Source organism: Mycobacterium haemophilum DSM 44634, assembly GCF_000340435.2.
Taxonomy (GTDB): Bacteria; Actinomycetota; Actinomycetes; order Mycobacteriales; family Mycobacteriaceae; genus Mycobacterium; species Mycobacterium haemophilum.
In genome coordinates this window covers 3,008,530-3,026,245 of sequence record NZ_CP011883.2, presented here as the reverse complement: position 1 = coordinate 3,026,245, position 17,716 = coordinate 3,008,530, and the positions used below count along the sequence as shown (strand labels likewise).

Annotated in this window: 17 protein-coding genes and 1 rRNA gene; 17 read left to right on the top strand and 1 reads right to left on the bottom strand. The window is 62.2% G+C overall.

From position 1 onward, the window contains the following. Positions 1-197: 197 nt before the first annotated feature. From rpmE to B586_RS14105, 15 genes are all read left to right on the top strand, one after another. Positions 198-437: a 50S ribosomal protein L31 gene (gene rpmE / locus B586_RS14175; RefSeq protein WP_054879626.1), complete on the top strand. Its 240-nt coding sequence runs from the start codon at positions 198-200 to the stop codon at positions 435-437. 94 nt (positions 438-531) lie between these two features. Continuing rightward, on the top strand, positions 532-1,605 hold the full coding sequence (prfA, locus tag B586_RS14170) for a peptide chain release factor 1 (RefSeq protein WP_054879627.1): 1,074 nt from the start codon (positions 532-534) through the stop codon (positions 1,603-1,605). Positions 1,606-1,658: 53 nt separating this feature from the next. Beyond that, entirely contained in the window at positions 1,659-2,546 is an 888-nt protein-coding gene (locus B586_RS14165) for a class I SAM-dependent methyltransferase (protein ID WP_368859893.1), read from the top strand. Next, positions 2,543-3,196, top strand: coding sequence for an L-threonylcarbamoyladenylate synthase (locus tag B586_RS14160; protein WP_054880900.1), 654 nt, complete (start codon positions 2,543-2,545; stop codon positions 3,194-3,196). The genes B586_RS14165 and B586_RS14160 overlap by 4 nt, the downstream gene beginning before the upstream one ends. Positions 3,197-3,228: 32 nt before the next feature. After that, positions 3,229-4,440: a glycosyltransferase family 4 protein gene (locus tag B586_RS14155; protein WP_047315848.1), complete on the top strand. Its 1,212-nt coding sequence runs from the start codon at positions 3,229-3,231 to the stop codon at positions 4,438-4,440. Between the two features lie 249 nt (positions 4,441-4,689). Beyond that, the gene (locus tag B586_RS14150; RefSeq protein WP_047315847.1) at positions 4,690-5,145 is read left to right on the top strand and encodes an ATP synthase subunit I; all 456 of its coding nucleotides are present in this window, start codon (positions 4,690-4,692) and stop codon (positions 5,143-5,145) included. Then, positions 5,138-5,893: a F0F1 ATP synthase subunit A gene (atpB, locus tag B586_RS14145; RefSeq protein WP_047315846.1), complete on the top strand. Its 756-nt coding sequence runs from the start codon at positions 5,138-5,140 to the stop codon at positions 5,891-5,893. The genes B586_RS14150 and atpB overlap by 8 nt, the downstream gene beginning before the upstream one ends. 88 nt (positions 5,894-5,981) lie before the next feature. After that, complete coding sequence (locus B586_RS14140) at positions 5,982-6,227, top strand: F0F1 ATP synthase subunit C (protein ID WP_047315845.1); 246 nt, start codon at positions 5,982-5,984, stop codon at positions 6,225-6,227. 21 nt (positions 6,228-6,248) lie between these two features. Beyond that, positions 6,249-6,761, top strand: coding sequence for a F0F1 ATP synthase subunit B (locus tag B586_RS14135; protein WP_054879629.1), 513 nt, complete (start codon positions 6,249-6,251; stop codon positions 6,759-6,761). Between the two features lie 5 nt (positions 6,762-6,766). After that, positions 6,767-8,107, top strand: a complete 1,341-nt coding sequence (locus B586_RS14130) for a F0F1 ATP synthase subunit B/delta (RefSeq protein WP_047315843.1) — start codon at positions 6,767-6,769, stop codon at positions 8,105-8,107. A 60-nt stretch (positions 8,108-8,167) separates the two neighbouring features. Next, a complete protein-coding gene (gene atpA / locus B586_RS14125) occupies positions 8,168-9,820 on the top strand; it encodes a F0F1 ATP synthase subunit alpha (RefSeq protein WP_047315842.1) in 1,653 nt (550 codons plus the stop codon). 7 nt (positions 9,821-9,827) lie between these two features. Continuing rightward, on the top strand, positions 9,828-10,724 hold the full coding sequence (locus B586_RS14120) for a F0F1 ATP synthase subunit gamma (RefSeq protein WP_047315841.1): 897 nt from the start codon (positions 9,828-9,830) through the stop codon (positions 10,722-10,724). 254 nt (positions 10,725-10,978) lie between these two features. Further along, the gene (gene atpD, locus B586_RS14115) at positions 10,979-12,430 is read left to right on the top strand and encodes a F0F1 ATP synthase subunit beta (RefSeq protein WP_047315840.1); all 1,452 of its coding nucleotides are present in this window, start codon (positions 10,979-10,981) and stop codon (positions 12,428-12,430) included. Between the two features lie 42 nt (positions 12,431-12,472). Next, positions 12,473-12,838 carry a F0F1 ATP synthase subunit epsilon gene (locus B586_RS14110; protein WP_047315839.1) on the top strand — a complete coding sequence of 122 codons (366 nt, stop codon included), beginning with the start codon at positions 12,473-12,475 and terminating at the stop codon, positions 12,836-12,838. A gap of 6 nt (positions 12,839-12,844) precedes the next feature. Then, positions 12,845-13,288, top strand: a complete 444-nt coding sequence (locus B586_RS14105; protein ID WP_047315838.1) for a DUF2550 domain-containing protein — start codon at positions 12,845-12,847, stop codon at positions 13,286-13,288. A 360-nt stretch (positions 13,289-13,648) separates the two neighbouring features. Here the strand turns inward: B586_RS14105 and B586_RS14100 are convergent, their stop codons facing one another. Then, positions 13,649-14,224 (bottom strand): cob(I)yrinic acid a,c-diamide adenosyltransferase, encoded by a 576-nt coding sequence (locus B586_RS14100; protein ID WP_054879630.1) that lies wholly within the window; start codon positions 14,222-14,224, stop codon positions 13,649-13,651. A 114-nt stretch (positions 14,225-14,338) separates the two neighbouring features. Here B586_RS14100 and murA point away from each other — a divergent pair, with 114 nt between their 5' ends. Together murA and B586_RS14090 are read left to right on the top strand one after the other, a co-directional pair. Continuing rightward, positions 14,339-15,595 carry a UDP-N-acetylglucosamine 1-carboxyvinyltransferase gene (gene murA / locus B586_RS14095; RefSeq protein ID WP_047315836.1) on the top strand — a complete coding sequence of 419 codons (1,257 nt, stop codon included), beginning with the start codon at positions 14,339-14,341 and terminating at the stop codon, positions 15,593-15,595. Positions 15,596-15,895: 300 nt separating this feature from the next. Beyond that, positions 15,896-17,427, top strand: a 16S ribosomal RNA gene (locus B586_RS14090). Positions 17,428-17,716: the final 289 nt, after the last annotated feature.

Sequence of the window (17,716 nt, the reverse complement as noted above, 5' to 3'; positions counted from 1 at the left end):
TAGGGCTAGCACAGCCGGCTTCGCCTCGGTCAACTGGTCGGGAATGCGTGGGCGCATCTGGGTGTTTGGGGTGATGGCGGTTGACCTGGCATAATCGAGGGTCGACTACCCCAGAGCCACCTCAGGTTCTGGCGAGCTCATGCCCGGCCGCCGGATCGAAATGAGAACCCGGGCGGCAAACGACCAAAGAGGACACCATGAAAGCTGACATTCATCCCGCCTACGAGGAGACCACCGTGGTCTGCGGATGCGGCAACACGTTCCAAACGCGCAGCACCAAGCCGGGAGGCCGGATCGTGGTTGAGGTTTGCTCACAGTGCCACCCGTTCTACACGGGCAAGCAGAAGATTCTGGACAGCGGCGGCCGGGTCGCCCGCTTCGAAAAGCGCTACGGCAGGCGCAAGGCGGCTGACAAGGCCGAATCAGCCGACAAATAGCTGGCTTACCGACGCCCGAACTGTGCTGAATCGGCACAGGCCGGGCGTCGGTTTGCGTTTGCGGCAGTCGGCCCGTTTCAGGAGGAAGGTCAGCATGACGCAGCCCGTACAGACGATTGACGTGCTGCTCGCCGAACACGCCGAGCTCGAGCATGCGCTGGCGGATCCCGAATTGCACAGCAAGCCAGACGAGGCGCGCAAAGCCGGACGCCGGTTCGCCCGATTGGCCCCGATTGTGGCAACCCACCGCAAGCTGGTGGCGGCCCGCGACGATCTGGCGACCGCACGTGAACTCGCGGCCGACGACGAATCGTTCGCTGACGAGGTGGCCGAGCTGGAATCACGGGTAGTCGAACTGGACACCCAACTCACCGACATGCTGGCACCGCGCGACCCCCATGACGCCGACGACATTGTGCTCGAAGTCAAATCCGGTGAGGGAGGCGAAGAGTCGGCCTTGTTCGCCGCCGACCTGGCCAGGATGTACATTCGCTACGCCGAGCGGCACGGCTGGACGGTAACGGTGCTGGACGAGACAACTTCAGATCTTGGCGGCTACAAGGACGCGACGATGGCTATTGGCAGCAAAGGTGATTCGGCCGACGGCGTGTGGTCGCGAATGAAGTTCGAGGGCGGAGTGCACCGGGTGCAGCGGGTACCGGTAACGGAATCCCAAGGCCGCGTGCATACTTCGGCGGCAGGTGTGCTGGTCTATCCGGAACCCGAGGAAGTCGGTGAGGTGCAGATCGACGAGTCGGATCTGCGCATCGACGTCTACCGGTCTTCGGGCAAAGGCGGCCAAGGCGTTAATACCACCGATTCCGCGGTGCGGATCACTCATCTGCCCACCGGGATTGTCGTCACCTGTCAAAACGAACGGTCGCAGCTGCAGAACAAGACCCGTGCGTTGCAGGTGCTGGCCGCCCGCCTACAGGCAATGGCCGAGGAGCAAGCACTAGCCGACGCGTCGGCGGATCGGGCCAGCCAGATTCGCACGGTGGACCGCAGCGAACGCATTCGCACCTACAACTTCCCGGAGAACCGGATCACGGACCACCGAATCGGTTACAAGTCACACAATCTCGATCAGGTCCTAGACGGTGATCTGGATGCGCTTTTTGACGCGTTAAGTGCTGCTGACAAGCAGGCTAGGCTGCAACAGGCATGACGGACCGTCCGGCGCGACGATGCGGCTCCGAAGGAATGAGGAGGAGGCGGATAATTCAGTCCGAGCTGCGGCGTGCGATTGACTCTGCTGCGACGCTACTCGCGGAAGCGGGGATCGGTTCCGCGCGTTGCGATGCCGAGCAGCTGGCCGCTCACCTAGCCGGCACCGATCGCGGTCGGCTGGCCTTGCTTGACACGCCCGGCGACGAGTTCTTCGGGCGTTACCGCGACGCCGTTGCCGCGCGGGCGCGGCGGGTGCCGTTGCAGCATCTCATCGGGACGGTGTCGTTCGGGCCGGTAGTGCTGCATGTCGGCCCGGGTGTGTTCATACCGCGCCCAGAGACCGAGGCCATATTGGCGTGGGCGATGGCACAGCGGCTGCCGGCGCGGCCAGTGATTGTGGATTCATGCACTGGATCCGGTGCGTTGGCGGTCGCGCTGGCTCAGCACCGGCCCGCGGCACGAGTGATTGGCATCGACGACTCCGATGCTGCCCTGGACTACGCACGCCGCAACGCTGTGGGCACCGCGGTAGAACTCGTGCGCGCCGATGTCACCACCCCGGGCCTGCTTCCCGAACTTGACGGACGCGTCGACCTCTTCGTGGCCAACCCGCCCTACGTTCCCGATGACCCCGTCTCGCTGTGCATTCTGGAACCTGAAGTGACCCAATATGATCCGCGTCACGCGGTGTTTGGTGGGCCGGACGGAATGGCGCTGACGGCTGACATTGTCGGTCTCGCTGGGCGTTGGCTGCGCCCCGGTGGCTTGTTCGCCGTCGAGCATGATGACAGCACATCGGTGCCAACGTTTGAATTGGTCTGCCGAACAGGACTTTTCGACGACGTCCTAGCCCACCACGATCTGGCCGGTCGGCCGAGGTTTGTGACGGCCCGCAGGTGCGGGCATCACCCGCGGACGGCGGAGAAGTGCCGCGCATGACTGAGGTGTTCGACTGCGCCGACCCGGACCAGCGTGCGCGCGGAATCGCTTCGGCTGTCGCGGCGCTCAAGGGTGGTCGACTGGTTGTCATGCCGACGGACACCGTCTATGGCATCGGCGCCGACGCCTTCGACAGCGCCGCCGTGGCCGCGCTGCTGTCAGCGAAGGGGCGAGGACGTGACATGCCGGTGGGTGTCCTGGTGGGCTCCTGGCACACCATCGAGGGTCTGGTCTATACGATGCCCGACGGGGCCCGTGAGTTGATCCGCGCATTCTGGCCGGGCGCGCTGAGCCTGGTGGTTGTGCAAGCGCCCTCGTTGAACTGGGATCTCGGCGATGCGCGCGGCACCGTGATGCTGCGAATGCCGTTGCATCCGGTTGCCATCGAATTGCTGCGTGAGGTCGGGCCGATGGCGGTTTCTAGCGCCAACGTCTCCGGTCAGCCGGCCGCGGTCGACGCCGACGGGGCGCGTGGTCAACTCGGCGAGCTGGTCGGGGTCTATCTCGATGCTGGTCCGTCCGCGCAGCAGGCCGCCTCGACCATCGTCGATCTGACCGGAGAAACCCCGCGGATCCTGCGACCCGGCCCCGTGAGTACTGCGCGGATCGCGGAGGTGCTGGGGGTGGCCCCCGCGAGTCTGACCGCCTAGCCGCTCGGCGGGGTTAATCGGGTCTCAGGAAGGTGGCGTACGTTTTCGAGGTGTCCAGCGACTTAGCCAGCTTTGCCAGTGGTTTGCTCGCCCTGTCTGATCGCAGCGCCGGTGTCCCGCTGCGCGAGCTTGCCCTGGTCGGACTGACCGCCGCGATCATCACGTACTTCGCAACCGGGCCGGTACGGGTGCTAGCCACCCGCTTGGGAGCGGTCGCCTATCCGCGCGAACGCGACGTTCATGTGACGCCAACCCCACGGATGGGTGGGCTGGCTATGTATCTCGGTGTTTTGGCTGCAGTCTTTCTGGCGTCTCAGCTTCCGGCGCTCACCCGCGGGTTCGTCTATTCCACGGGCATGCCCGCGGTGCTGGTGGCCGGTGCAGTGATCATGGGTATCGGGCTGATCGACGACCGCTGGGGTCTGGACGCGCTGACGAAGTTTGCGGGTCAGATCACCGCCGCCAGCGTACTGGTCACCATGGGCGTTGCCTGGAGCGTCCTCTATATCCCGCTGGGTGGCGTTGGCACCATCGTGCTGGACCAGACCTCCTCGATCCTGCTTACCTTGGCGCTGACCGTGTCGATCGTCAACGCGATGAACTTCGTCGACGGACTCGACGGACTGGCCGCCGGGTTGGGGCTCATTACCGCGATGGCAATCTGCATATTCTCGGTTGGCTTGCTCCGTGACCACGGCGGTGACGTGTTGTTCTATCCGCCGGCCGTGATATCGGTGGTGCTCGCGGGAGCCTGTCTGGGTTTCCTGCCGCACAATTTTCACCGGGCCAAGATCTTCATGGGCGATTCCGGGTCGATGCTGGTCGGCTTGATGCTCGCGGCCGCCTCCACGACCGCTGCCGGACCGATCTCGCAGAACGCGTACGGCGCTCGCGATGTGTTTGCCCTGCTGTCACCGTTCCTGCTGGTGGTGGCGGTCATGTTCGTGCCTGCGCTGGACACGTTGCTGGCGATCGTCCGGCGCACCCGCGCTGGGCTCAGCCCGTTCAGCACCCCTGACAAGATGCACTTGCACCATCGGCTCCTGCAGATCGGGCATTCGCACCGTCGAGCGGTGCTGCTCATTTACCTGTGGGTGGGCATCATCGCGTTCGGCGCCGCGAGCACGATCTTCTTCAACCCGCGCCACACCGCCGCGGTCATGTTGGGCGCGATAGTCGTCGCCGGTGTCGCGACGGTGATCCCGCTCCTGCGTCGCCGCGACGACTACTACGACAACGACTAGGGAAGCCTACGACAGGGAGTAGTAGTGGCGCCTACCATGTGGTACGGTGCAGCTAGAACCCCGAAATAAATCTCGCGGGTTGCCGGCCACCCGGCTTATCGGATGCCTCTCCGAGCGCGCCGCTGCACGACCGACACAGGGAGCTACCCCTTGGGTAATTCCAGCGCGACGACTGCGATACGCTCTGCGGGCCACCGATCGGTCGGTTGAGTGGTTCCGGTTCCATCAATCCGGGATTGAGGTAGCGCAGTGACGACACCAGCGCAGGACGCGCCGTTGGTGTTTCCCGCTGTTGCTTTCCGCCCGGTTCGGCTTTTCATCATCAGCATCGTCCTCACCGGGTTGGCGATGCTCGCCGCCGGTTTGTCCGGTCACCTGATGGTCGGCGTCTTCGTTGGCATCGGGTTGCTACTAGGTTTGCTCAACGCCCTCTTGGTGCGGCGTTCAGTCGAGTCGATCACGGCTCAAGACCACCCGCTGAAAAGGTCAATGGCGCTTAACTCTGCGTCACGGTTGGCGATCATCACCGTCCTCGGGTTGATCATCGCGTACGTCTTTCGGCCGGCTGGGCTGGGCGTGGTGTTCGGGTTGGCGCTGTTCCAGGTGCTACTGGTGTTGTCGACCATGCTGCCGGTCTGGAAGAAGTTGCGCGCCGACAACGGAGTACTCAACGGATCAGAAGGGAGGAGCAGCAGCGATGACTGAGACGATCCTGGCCGGAGGTCAAATCGAGGTCGGCGAGCACCACACCGCTACCTGGCTCGGGATGACCGTCAACACCGACACGGTGCTCTCCACTGCGATCGCAGCGGCGATCGTCATCGCGCTGGCCTTCTTCTTGCGTGCCAAGGTGACCTCAACGGGTGTGCCTGGCGGCGTGCAGTTGTTCTGGGAGGCGATCACTGTACAGATGCGCGCTCAGATCGAGAGCGCTATCGGCATGCGGATCGCCCCGTTCGTGCTGCCGTTGGCGGTCACCATCTTCGTGTTCATCCTGATCTCCAACTGGCTCTCGGTGCTGCCGCTGCAATACACCAACGCAGATGGGCACACCACCGAGGTGCTCAGCTCGGCCGCAGCCGACATCAATTACGTGCTGGCGCTGGCGCTGTTCGTCTTCGTCTGCTACCACGTGGCGGGCATCTGGCGTCGCGGCATTGTCGGGCACCCGGTCGCGGTGCTCAAAGGTCACGTGGCGTTCCTGGCGCCGATTAACCTGGTCGAAGAAATCGCAAAGCCGATTTCGTTGTCGCTTCGACTCTTCGGCAATATCTTCGCCGGCGGGATCCTGGTTGCCCTGATCGCGCTGTTCCCTCCGTACATCATGTGGGCGCCGAACGCGATCTGGAAGTCGTTCGACCTGTTCGTCGGCGCCATTCAGGCGTTCATCTTCTCAATTCTGACCATCTTGTATTTCAGCCAGGCCATGGAGGTTGAGGACCATCATGACTAAAACCGCCACGAATCGGTCTGGCCCACACACCATTACAGATACCCGGTAGACCGCTACCAGATAGCTACCAGATAAAGGAGGACAAAGTATGGATCCCATGATCGCGCAGGGTGCACTCATCGGTGGTGGCCTGATCATGGCCGGCGGCGCAATCGGCGCTGGTATCGGTGACGGTATAGCCGGTAATGCGCTGGTTTCGGGTATCGCCCGGCAACCTGAGGCGCAAGGCCGCTTATTCACACCGTTCTTCATCACCGTCGGTTTGGTTGAGGCGGCCTACTTCATCAACCTGGCGTTTATGGCGTTGTTCGTCTTCGCCACACCCGTCAAATAATTTGGCTGTGATGGGTTGTAAATGCGTGACGTGAGCCCGATCGTTCTTGCCGCCAACCAGGCAGCAGAGGAAGGCAAGAGCAGCAACTTCCTCCTCCCCAACGGCACCTTCTTCTTCGTGCTGGCCATTTTCCTTGTGGTGCTCGGCGTGATCGGCACTTTCGTTGTGCCGCCGATCCTGAAGGTATTGCGGGAACGCGACGCCATGGTCGCCAAAACCCATGCCGACAACAAGATGTCGGCCGAGCAGTTCGCTGCCGCCCAGGCCGACTACGAAGCAGCCATGAAGGAAGCGCGAGTCCAGGCGTCGTCGTTCCGAGACAACGCCCGAGCAGACGGTCGTAAGTCCGTCGAAGAAGCGCGTGCCCGTGCGGAGCAGCATGTGGTGTCGACGTTGCAAATTGCCGGCGAGCAACTGAAGCGGGAGCGAGACGCGGTGGAACTGGATTTGCGCGCCAACGTAGGCGCCATGTCGGCGACCCTGGCCAGTCGAATCCTGGGCGTTGACATCACCGCCTCCGCTGTGACGAGGTAGCACCAATGTCAACATTCATCGGCCAGTTGGTGGGCTTCGCGGCCATCGTCTATCTGGTGTGGCGGTATGTAGTGCCGCCGGTGCGCCGTTTGATGAGCGCTCGGCAGGACGCGGTGCGCCAACAGTTGACCGAGGCGGCCGAGGCCGCCGATCGGCTAGCCGAGGCGAGCCAGGCCCACACCAAAGCCACCGAAGACGCCAAGGTCGAGGCCCAGCGTGTCGTCGAAGAAGCTGCCGAAGACGCCAAGCGCATTGTCGAACAATTGCAAGCCCAGGCCGATGCCGAGGCGGAACGCATCAAGGTACAGGGAGCCCGCCAGGTCGAACTGCTGCGGGCACAGCTGACCCGTCAGCTTCGGCTGGAGCTTGGCTACGAGTCTGTGCGCCAGGCAGCAGAATTGGTGCGTAGTCACGTTGCCGACGCGGCGCAGCAGTCGGCCACCGTCGATCGCTTCCTCGATGACCTCGATGCCATGGCCCCCAAGGTCGCCGACGTTGAGTATCCGTTGTTGGCGAAAATGCGTTCGGCCAGTCGGCGGGCGCTGGTCGACTTGGTGGATCGGTTCGGCATTATCGCCAAGAGTCTGGACAATCAAGCGCTGTCTACCCTTGCCGGCGAACTGGTGTCGGTCGCCAAAATGCTGGACCGCGAAATCGTGGTGACTCGGTATCTCACCGTGCCCGCCGAGGATGCGGCACCCCGGGTCCAGTTGATCGAGCGACTGGTATCCGCCCACGTCGGAGACCCGACGATGGAGGTACTGCGGGCGGCGGTCTCGGAGCGCTGGTCGGCCAACGCCGACCTGATCGATGCCCTCGAACACATCTCGCGCCAAGCGCTGTTGGAAGTGGCCGAACGTGACGGTCAGGTCGACGAAGTCGAAGACCAGCTGTTCCGGTTTTCCCGCGTTCTCGACGTCCAGCCGCGACTTGCCATCTTGTTGGGCGACTACGCGGCGCCAGCCGAAGGCCGGGTTCGGTTGCTGCGCAAGGTGCTGGGCAGCGCGAGCAGCGTGGTCGCCCCGATCGCGGTCGCCCTGTTGTCCCAGACAGTCGAGCTATTACGAGGTCAGCCGGCCGAGGAAGCCATACTGTTTTTGGCCGAAGTTGCCGTGGCTCGTCGTGGCGAAGTCGTCGCGCAAGTCAGTGCGGCGGCCGAGCTCAGTGATGCCCAGCGCACGCGTCTCACCAAAGTGCTCAGCCGTATCTATGGTCATCCCGTGACCGTGCAGCTGCAGATCGACGCCGCACTACTGGGTGGGCTCTCAATTGCTGTGGGCGACGAGGTGATTGACGGTACGCTCTCGTCTCGTCTGGCCGCGGCCGAGGCTGGGTTGCCCGACTGAACACGAACTAGTCACTAAATCCGTGCGAAAGACGAAAATCAAGTAGGAAGACAAAAAGCCATGGCCGAGTTGACAATCTCCGCTGACGACATTCAGAACGCGATCGAAGAGTACGTAAGCTCTTTCACCGCCGACACGTCCCGCGAGGAAGTCGGTACCGTCGTCGACGCCGGGGACGGCATCGCGCACGTCGAAGGCCTGCCCTCCGTGATGACCCAGGAGCTGCTCGAGTTCCCCGGCGGGGTCCTGGGTGTCGCACTGAACCTCGACGAACACAACGTCGGCGCGGTGATCCTCGGTGACTTCCAGAACATCGAAGAAGGCCAACAGGTCAAGCGCACCGGCGACGTTCTGTCGGTCCCCGTTGGGGACGCGTTCATGGGGCGGGTGGTCAATCCACTCGGTCAGCCGATCGACGGACGCGGAGACATCGAGGCCGAAACTCGGCGCGCGCTGGAGCTGCAGGCGCCGTCGGTGGTCCAGCGGCAAAGTGTGAAGGAGCCGCTGCAGACCGGGATCAAGGCCATCGACGCGATGACCCCGATCGGCCGCGGCCAGCGTCAGCTGATCATCGGCGACCGTAAGACCGGCAAGACTGCGGTGTGTGTCGACACCATCCTCAACCAGCGCCAGAACTGGGAGACCGGCGATCCCAAGCGGCAGGTGCGCTGCGTGTACGTGGCCATCGGGCAGAAGGGCACCACGATCGCTTCCGTCCGCCGCGCCCTGGAGGAAGGCGGCGCGATGGACTACACCACCATCGTTGCGGCGCCGGCATCGGATTCCGCTGGCTTCAAATGGCTTGCGCCGTATACTGGTTCGGCGATCGCTCAGCACTGGATGTACAACGGCAAGCATGTGCTGATCGTCTTCGACGACCTGACCAAGCAGGCCGAGGCATACCGCGCCATCTCCTTGCTGTTGCGCCGTCCGCCGGGTCGCGAAGCCTATCCCGGTGACGTGTTCTACTTGCACTCGCGGCTGTTGGAGCGGTGCGCGAAGCTTTCCGACGACCTCGGTGGCGGCTCGCTGACGGGTCTGCCGATCATCGAAACCAAGGCCAACGACATCTCGGCCTACATCCCCACCAACGTCATCTCGATCACCGACGGGCAGTGCTTCCTGGAGACCGACCTGTTCAACCAGGGTGTCCGGCCGGCCATTAACGTCGGTGTCTCGGTGTCCCGGGTCGGTGGCGCGGCGCAGATCAAGGCAATGAAAGAGGTGGCAGGAAGCCTCCGCTTGGACTTGTCGCAGTACCGCGAGCTAGAGGCTTTCGCTGCCTTTGCCTCTGACCTGGACGCCACCTCCAAAGCACAGTTGGAGCGCGGTGCGCGACTGGTCGAACTGCTCAAACAACCGCAGTACCAACCCATGCCCGTCGAGGAGCAAGTGATCTCGATCTTTTTGGGCACCGGCGGCCACCTGGACTCAGTGCCGGTCGAGGACGTCAGGCGGTTCGAAACCGAACTGCTGGACCACATCCGGGCTTCCGAGAACAAAATCCTGACTGAGATCCGGGAGAGCCAGAAGCTCACCGACGAAACCGCCGATTCGCTCACCGAAGTCATCAAGAGCTTCAAGAAGGGCTTCGCGGCGACCGGTGGTGCATCGGTGGTGCCCGACGAACATGTCGAAGCCCTCGATGAGGAGAAGCTCGCCAAGGAAGCAGTGCAGGTCAAGAAGCCTGCGCCCACGGTCAAGAAGAAGTAGCTAACCGATGGCTGCCACACTTCGTGAACTACGCGGACGGATCCGTTCAGCGGGCTCGATCAAGAAGATCACCAAGGCCCAGGAGCTGATCGCGACGTCGCGTATCGCCAGGGCGCAGGCCCGCCTGGAGTCCGCCCGGCCCTACGCCGTCGAGATCACCCGGATGCTCACGACCCTGGCTTCCGAGGCCGCTCTCGACCATCCATTGCTCGTCGAGCGCGCTGCACCCAAGCGCGCCGGCGTGTTGGTGGTGTCCTCCGACCGTGGACTGTGTGGCGCGTACAACGCCAACATCTTCCGCCGCTCCGAGGAGTTGTTTTCGCTGCTGCGGGCGGAAGGCAAAACGCCGGTACTGTACGTGGTCGGCCGTAAAGCGCTGAATTACTACACTTTCCGCAACTGGGACATCACTGAGTCGTGGACTGGCTTCTCTGAGCAACCCAAATACGAGAACGCCGCCGAGATCGCTTCGGCGCTTGTCGATGCATTCATGCTCGGCAGCGGCGAGAACGGTGCAGGCGTTGACGAGCTGCACATCGTCTTCACCGAGTTCAAATCGATGCTGTCGCAGTCGACCGAGGCCCGCCGGATGGCTCCGATGGTCGTGGAATACGTCGAGGAGTCCAAGCTGCCGCGCACTCTGTACTCGTTTGAGCCAGATGCCACGACGCTCTTCGAAGCGTTGCTGCCGCGGTACCTCACTACCCGCGTGTACGCCGCGATGCTCGAATCCGCGGCATCGGAGCTGGCGTCGCGCCAACGGGCGATGAAGTCGGCAACCGACAACGCGGACGATCTGATCAAGGCCCTGACGTTGGAGGCAAACCGTGAGCGGCAGGCCCAGATTACCCAAGAGATAAGCGAAATCGTCGGTGGCGCAAATGCACTCGCCGACGCGCGCTAGTGGCGATCGCAAGCTCGGCGGAGCCGGGTGCAGCGGGTCGTCACTCGTTAAACCCCGTGGCGATCGCAAGCTCGGCGGAGCCGGGTGCAGCGGGTCGTCACTCGTTAAACCCCGTGGCGATCGCAAGCTCGGCGGAGCCGGGTGCAGCGGGTCGTCGCTCATTAAACCCCGTGGCGATCGCAAGCTCGGCGGAGCCGGGTGCAGCGGGTCGTCACTCATTAGCCCCAGGTAGCCCACGAGGAAGCGAAGAGAATATGCCTGCTACTACTAAGACGACGAAAACGACCGGAAACACGGAGACCAGCGGCCGCGTGGTACGGGTCACCGGGCCCGTGGTCGACGTCGAGTTCCCGCGAGGTTCTGTCCCGGAGCTGTTCAACGCGCTCAACGCGAAGATCACTTTCTCCTCGCTCGCCAAGACCCTCACGCTCGAGGTTGCGCAGCATCTCGGTGACAACTTGGTGCGTACCATCTCGTTGCAGCCCACCGACGGGCTGGTGCGTGGAGTTGAGGTCACCGACACCGGTAACTCGATCGCGGTGCCGGTTGGCGAGGGCGTCAAGGGGCATGTTTTCAACGCGCTGGGGCACTGCTTGGATGAGCCTGGGTACGGAGAAGAGTTCGAGCACTGGTCGATTCACCGTAAGCCGCCGTCCTTCGAGGAGCTCGAGCCTCGCACCGAGATGCTCGAGACCGGCCTGAAAGTCGTGGATCTGCTGACTCCGTATGTGCGTGGCGGCAAGATCGCCCTGTTCGGCGGTGCCGGGGTGGGCAAGACGGTGCTAATTCAGGAGATGATCAACCGCATCGCCCGTAACTTCGGCGGTACGTCGGTGTTCGCCGGCGTGGGAGAGCGCACCCGCGAGGGCAACGACCTGTGGGTCGAGCTTCAAGAAGCCAACGTGCTCAAGGACACTGCGCTGGTATTCGGTCAGATGGATGAGCCGCCTGGCACCCGTATGCGGGTGGCGCTGTCCGCGTTGACGATGGCCGAATGGTTCCGTGACGAGGCGGGCCAGGACGTGCTGCTGTTCATCGACAACATCTTCCGGTTCACCCAGGCCGGGTCCGAGGTGTCGACGCTACTCGGTCGTATGCCATCGGCGGTGGGGTACCAGCCCACACTGGCCGACGAGATGGGTGAGTTGCAGGAGCGCATCACGTCGACGCGGGGCCGGTCGATCACGTCGATGCAGGCCGTCTACGTACCGGCCGACGACTACACCGACCCGGCGCCGGCGACGACGTTCGCTCACCTGGACGCCACCACCGAGCTGTCCCGTGCGGTGTTCTCCAAGGGCATCTTCCCCGCGGTAGACCCGCTGGCATCGAGCTCTACCATTCTCGACCCCGGTGTCGTAGGCGAGGAGCACTACCGGGTGGCGCAGGAAGTCATCCGGATCCTGCAGCGGTACAAGGACCTTCAGGACATCATTGCGATCCTCGGTATCGACGAGCTCTCTGAAGAGGACAAGCAGCTGGTCAATCGGGCCCGGCGCATCGAGCGGTTCCTCTCGCAGAACATGATGGCGGCTGAACAGTTCACCGGGCAGCCGGGTTCGACGGTCCCGGTCAAAGAGACCATCGACGCGTTCGACCGCTTGTGCAAGGGGGAGTTCGACCATGTGCCCGAGCAGGCCTTCTTCTTGATTGGTGGTCTCGACGACTTGGCCAAGAAGGCCGAGAGCCTCGGCGCCAAGTTGTGATCCGGTCTGGCTGGATCGAAAGGTATCGAAAGGCGTTGTGGCATGGCTGAATTGAACATTGAGATCGTTGCCGTCGACCGAAAGATCTGGTCGGGCAAGGGCACCTTTTTGTTCACCCGCACCACCGTCGGCGAGATCGGTATCCTGCCTCGCCATATCCCCGTGGTAGCCCAATTGGTCGACGACGCCATGGTGCGCGTCGAACGGGAAGGCGAAAAAGATCTACGGGTCGCGGTGGATGGCGGCTTTTTGTCGGTGACCGAGGAAGGGATCAGCATCCTCGCCGAATCCGCCGAATTCGAGTCGGAGATCGACGAGCACGCCGCCAAGCAGGATGCCGAGTCCGACGACCCACGTATCGCCGCCAGGGGTCGCGCCCGATTGCGCGCCGTCGGCGCGATCGACTAGCCGCCGATGAGCGCGCCCATGGTCGGCATGGTCGTGCTCGTTGTCACGTTGGGCGCAGCGGTCCTTGCCCTGAGCTATCGGTTATGGAAACTGCGTCAGGGCGGAACGGCTGGGATCATGCGAGACATCCCGGCGATCGGAGGTCATGGCTGGCGCCATGGCGTGATTCGCTATCGGGGTGGGGAGGCCGCCTTCTACCGGCTGTCCAGTCTGCGGTTGTGGCCGGATCGCCGGCTGAGCCGACGGGGTGTTGAGATCGTGGGTCGGCGCGGTCCGCGCGGCGACGAGTTCGACATCATGACTGACAAGATCGTCGTATTGGAACTGCGCGATACGACGCAGGATCGGAGGTCGGGATATGAGATCGCCCTCGATCAGGGCGCAATGACTGCGTTCCTGTCGTGGCTGGAGTCCCGTCCGTCACCGCGCGCACGGCGTCGCAGCGTTTGAAGAAGCCAATCTGGAAAAGTTAAGTATCCGAACGGGTCTGCCAAGGCGCGACGGTCTGGCATCCGTACTCTTCGGGCTGCACATCCCGCAGTGTTTCGCTGAATTGCCAGCGATGGCCGGCGAGATCCTCGACGGTGCATTCTCGTTCGCCGTAAACGTGGTCGGTGGGAGAGGCTCTAACGCCCTGGCTCCGGCCGCCCTGGCCCGCTCGAACTGGGCGGCCACGTCATCGACCCGGACCTTGATGACGTGCGTCACCGTGCTAGCTCCAGGTAGACGAGTATCGGGATCACGGTCGCCGGAGGAATCGACCGATTGTGTTTCATAGCAATCATCCTGTGTTACTACAGCTTTCGCCAATCAGCCGCCTGGTCGCCACAGCACGTCATCACCCGCATTCGCCGCCCGCGACAGGATAAAAAGCAGATCCGACAGCCGGTTCAGGTATCTCGCGGGCAAAACACTGACCACTCCCGGGTGAGCGTCGACAGCGGCCCACGCCGATCGCTCGGCCCGACGTGTCACCGTGCGAGCGACGTGCAATAGCGCTGACAATGGCGAACCACCTGGTAGCACAAAGGAGTTCAGCGCCGGTAACGGTGCGTTATACGCGTCACACCACCCCTCGAGCCGATCAATGTATGCCTGGGTGATCCGTAGCTGGGGATGTGCGGGATTTTCCGCTGGGTCTGTCAAGGGGGTGGACAGATCTGCGCCGGCATCGAACAAGTCATTTTGGATATGCCGTAGTACGCCGGCGATTTTTTGGTCGGCATTTCCTAGGGCAAGTGCGACGCCGATCGCGGAGTTGGCTTCGTCGCAATCCGCGTACGCCACGAGGCGGAGATCGGTTTTCGCGACCCGTGAGAAATCGCTCAACCCTGTCGTCCCGTCGTCGCCGGTTCGCGTGTAGATGCGGGTCAGATGTATTGCCATGACCAAACGGTACTCGGCTGACTTGCGTGGTTGGCCCCCTCGCCGCTCCGCGGAGCGCGTTGTCGCCAAGCTGGCTGACTGACAAGCCGATACCGCTTCACTAGACTGACCCGGGTGGCGGAGCGATTCGTGGTGACCGGCGGCAACCGGTTGTCAGGCGAAGTCGCCGTCGGAGGTGCCAAGAACAGCGTGCTCAAGCTTATGGCCGCGACGTTGTTGGCCGAAGGCACCAGCACGATCACCAATTGCCCCGACATCCTCGATGTGCCGCTGATGGCGGAGGTACTGCGTGGCCTGGGCGCCACCGTCGAACTCGATGGCGACGTCGCCCGAATCACCTCGCCCGACGAACCGAAGTACGACGCTGACTTCGCTGCCGTGCGGCAGTTCCGGGCCTCGGTCTGCGTGCTGGGGCCGCTGGTCGGGCGGTGCAAACAAGCCAGGGTCGCGCTCCCGGGTGGTGACGCGATCGGATCGCGTCCGCTGGATATGCACCAGGCCGGCCTACGGCAGCTGGGGGCTCGCTGCAATATCGAGCACGGATGCGTGGTGGCTTCCGCAGAAGCGTTGCGCGGCGCTGAGATTCAGTTGGAGTTTCCCTCAGTGGGGGCTACCGAGAACATCCTGATGGCCGCCGTCGTGGCTGAGGGTGTGACCACAATTCATAACGCGGCGCGCGAACCCGACGTGGTCGACCTGTGCACGATGTTGAACCAGATGGGCGCACAGGTCGAAGGCGCGGGTTCGCCGACTATGACGATCACCGGCGTCCCGCGGCTCTACCCGACCGAGCATCGCGTCATCGGAGACCGGATTGTGGCCGCTACCTGGGGCATTGCTGCTGCCATGACCCGCGGCGACATAGCGGTGACCGGTGTTGACCCGGCCCATCTTCAGCTGGTGCTGCACAAGTTGCATGACGCGGGTGCCACCGTCACCCAGACGGACGACAGTTTCCGAGTGGCCCAGTACGAGCGCCCGAAAGCCGTCAATGTTGCGACCTTGCCCTTCCCCGGTTTTCCGACCGATCTGCAGCCGATGGCGATCGCTTTGGCGTCGATCGCCGATGGCACGTCGATGATCACGGAGAACGTGTTTGAGGCACGATTCCGCTTTGTCGAAGAGATGATCAGGCTGGGCGCCGATGCCCGCACAGATGGGCACCATGCTGTCGTGCGGGGTCTTCCACAACTCTCGAGCGCACCGGTGTGGTGTTCGGACATCCGCGCCGGCGCCGGCTTGGTGCTCGCGGGACTCGTCGCTGACGGAGACACCGAGGTCCACGACGTTTTCCACATCGATCGCGGGTACCCATTGTTCGTGGAGAACCTGGTGAGTTTGGGAGCAGAGATTGAGCGAGTATGCTCGTGAGGCACTGCTCGTCTGGCCCCAACTGACAAAGTCATCAGACAAAGATGATCGAAAACCGGGGCTTGACTCCTCTGCCGGATCTGTATTAAGCTGGCAGGGTTGCCCCGAAGCGGGCGAAAACAAGCGATGAAGTGTTGTTTGAGAACTCAATAGTGTGTTTGGTGTTTTTGTTTGTTGTTGTTTTTTGACTGCACCTAGCACTCCCCGTGTGTGGGTGTAGTCGCATTTATTTAGATGCCAGTTTTTGGTGTCTTGTCAGGTATCTCTGATTGTAAATTCACCTCGTTATCGAGGGGTTTTTGTTTGGAGAGTTTGATCCTGGCTCAGGACGAACGCTGGCGGCGTGCTTAACACATGCAAGTCGAACGGAAAGGTCTCTTCGGAGATACTCGAGTGGCGAACGGGTGAGTAACACGTGGGTAATCTGCCCTGCACTTCGGGATAAGCCTGGGAAACTGGGTCTAATACCGGATAGGACCTCAAGGCGCATGCCTTTGTGGTGGAAAGCTTTTGCGGTGTGGGATGGGCCCGCGGCCTATCAGCTTGTTGGTGGGGTGACGGCCTACCAAGGCGACGACGGGTAGCCGGCCTGAGAGGGTGTCCGGCCACACTGGGACTGAGATACGGCCCAGACTCCTACGGGAGGCAGCAGTGGGGAATATTGCACAATGGGCGCAAGCCTGATGCAGCGACGCCGCGTGGGGGATGACGGCCTTCGGGTTGTAAACCTCTTTCACCATCGACGAAGGTTCGGGTTTTCTCGGATTGACGGTAGGTGGAGAAGAAGCACCGGCCAACTACGTGCCAGCAGCCGCGGTAATACGTAGGGTGCGAGCGTTGTCCGGAATTACTGGGCGTAAAGAGCTCGTAGGTGGTTTGTCGCGTTGTTCGTGAAATCTCACGGCTTAACTGTGAGCGTGCGGGCGATACGGGCAGACTGGAGTACTGCAGGGGAGACTGGAATTCCTGGTGTAGCGGTGGAATGCGCAGATATCAGGAGGAACACCGGTGGCGAAGGCGGGTCTCTGGGCAGTAACTGACGCTGAGGAGCGAAAGCGTGGGGAGCGAACAGGATTAGATACCCTGGTAGTCCACGCCGTAAACGGTGGGTACTAGGTGTGGGTTTCCTTCCTTGGGATCCGTGCCGTAGCTAACGCATTAAGTACCCCGCCTGGGGAGTACGGCCGCAAGGCTAAAACTCAAAGGAATTGACGGGGGCCCGCACAAGCGGCGGAGCATGTGGATTAATTCGATGCAACGCGAAGAACCTTACCTGGGTTTGACATGCACAGGACGCGTCTAGAGATAGGCGTTCCCTTGTGGCCTGTGTGCAGGTGGTGCATGGCTGTCGTCAGCTCGTGTCGTGAGATGTTGGGTTAAGTCCCGCAACGAGCGCAACCCTTATCTTATGTTGCCAGCGGGTAATGCCGGGGACTCGTGAGAGACTGCCGGGGTCAACTCGGAGGAAGGTGGGGATGACGTCAAGTCATCATGCCCCTTATGTCCAGGGCTTCACACATGCTACAATGGCCGGTACAAAGGGCTGCGATGCCGCAAGGTTAAGCGAATCCTTTTAAAGCCGGTCTCAGTTCGGATCGGGGTCTGCAACTCGACCCCGTGAAGTCGGAGTCGCTAGTAATCGCAGATCAGCAACGCTGCGGTGAATACGTTCCCGGGCCTTGTACACACCGCCCGTCACGTCATGAAAGTCGGTAACACCCGAAGCCAGTGGCCTAACCCTTGGGAGGGAGCTGTCGAAGGTGGGATCGGCGATTGGGACGAAGTCGTAACAAGGTAGCCGTACCGGAAGGTGCGGCTGGATCACCTCCTTTCTAAGGAGCACCACGAAAAACACTCCAATTGGTGGGGTGTAAGCCGTGAGGGGTTCTCATCTGTAGTGGACGAGAGCCGGGTGCACAACAGCAAATGAATCGCCAGACACACTGTTGGGTCCTGAGGCAACACTCAGGCTTGTCCCATGTTGGGCTTGATCGGGTGCTGTCCCCCCATCTTGGTGGTGGGGTGTGGTGTTTGAGTATTGGATAGTGGTTGCGAGCATCTAAATGGATACGTTGCCAGTAATGGTGGCGTGTTCATTGAAAATGTGTAATTTTCTTCTTT

Coding starts and splice junctions, on each gene's coding strand:
- atpD (WP_047315840.1), top strand. CDS start 10,979: ATGCCTGCTACTACTAAGACGACGAAAACGACCGGAAACACGGAGACC.
- B586_RS14120 (WP_047315841.1), top strand. CDS start 9,828: ATGGCTGCCACACTTCGTGAACTACGCGGACGGATCCGTTCAGCGGGC.
- B586_RS14110 (WP_047315839.1), top strand. CDS start 12,473: ATGGCTGAATTGAACATTGAGATCGTTGCCGTCGACCGAAAGATCTGG.
- B586_RS14105 (WP_047315838.1), top strand. CDS start 12,845: ATGAGCGCGCCCATGGTCGGCATGGTCGTGCTCGTTGTCACGTTGGGC.
- B586_RS14140 (WP_047315845.1), top strand. CDS start 5,982: ATGGATCCCATGATCGCGCAGGGTGCACTCATCGGTGGTGGCCTGATC.
- B586_RS14135 (WP_054879629.1), top strand. CDS start 6,249: ATGCGTGACGTGAGCCCGATCGTTCTTGCCGCCAACCAGGCAGCAGAG.
- atpB (WP_047315846.1), top strand. CDS start 5,138: ATGACTGAGACGATCCTGGCCGGAGGTCAAATCGAGGTCGGCGAGCAC.
- rpmE (WP_054879626.1), top strand. CDS start 198: ATGAAAGCTGACATTCATCCCGCCTACGAGGAGACCACCGTGGTCTGC.
- prfA (WP_054879627.1), top strand. CDS start 532: ATGACGCAGCCCGTACAGACGATTGACGTGCTGCTCGCCGAACACGCC.
- atpA (WP_047315842.1), top strand. CDS start 8,168: ATGGCCGAGTTGACAATCTCCGCTGACGACATTCAGAACGCGATCGAA.
- B586_RS14130 (WP_047315843.1), top strand. CDS start 6,767: ATGTCAACATTCATCGGCCAGTTGGTGGGCTTCGCGGCCATCGTCTAT.
- B586_RS14100 (WP_054879630.1), bottom strand. CDS start 14,224: ATGGCAATACATCTGACCCGCATCTACACGCGAACCGGCGACGACGGG.
- B586_RS14160 (WP_054880900.1), top strand. CDS start 2,543: ATGACTGAGGTGTTCGACTGCGCCGACCCGGACCAGCGTGCGCGCGGA.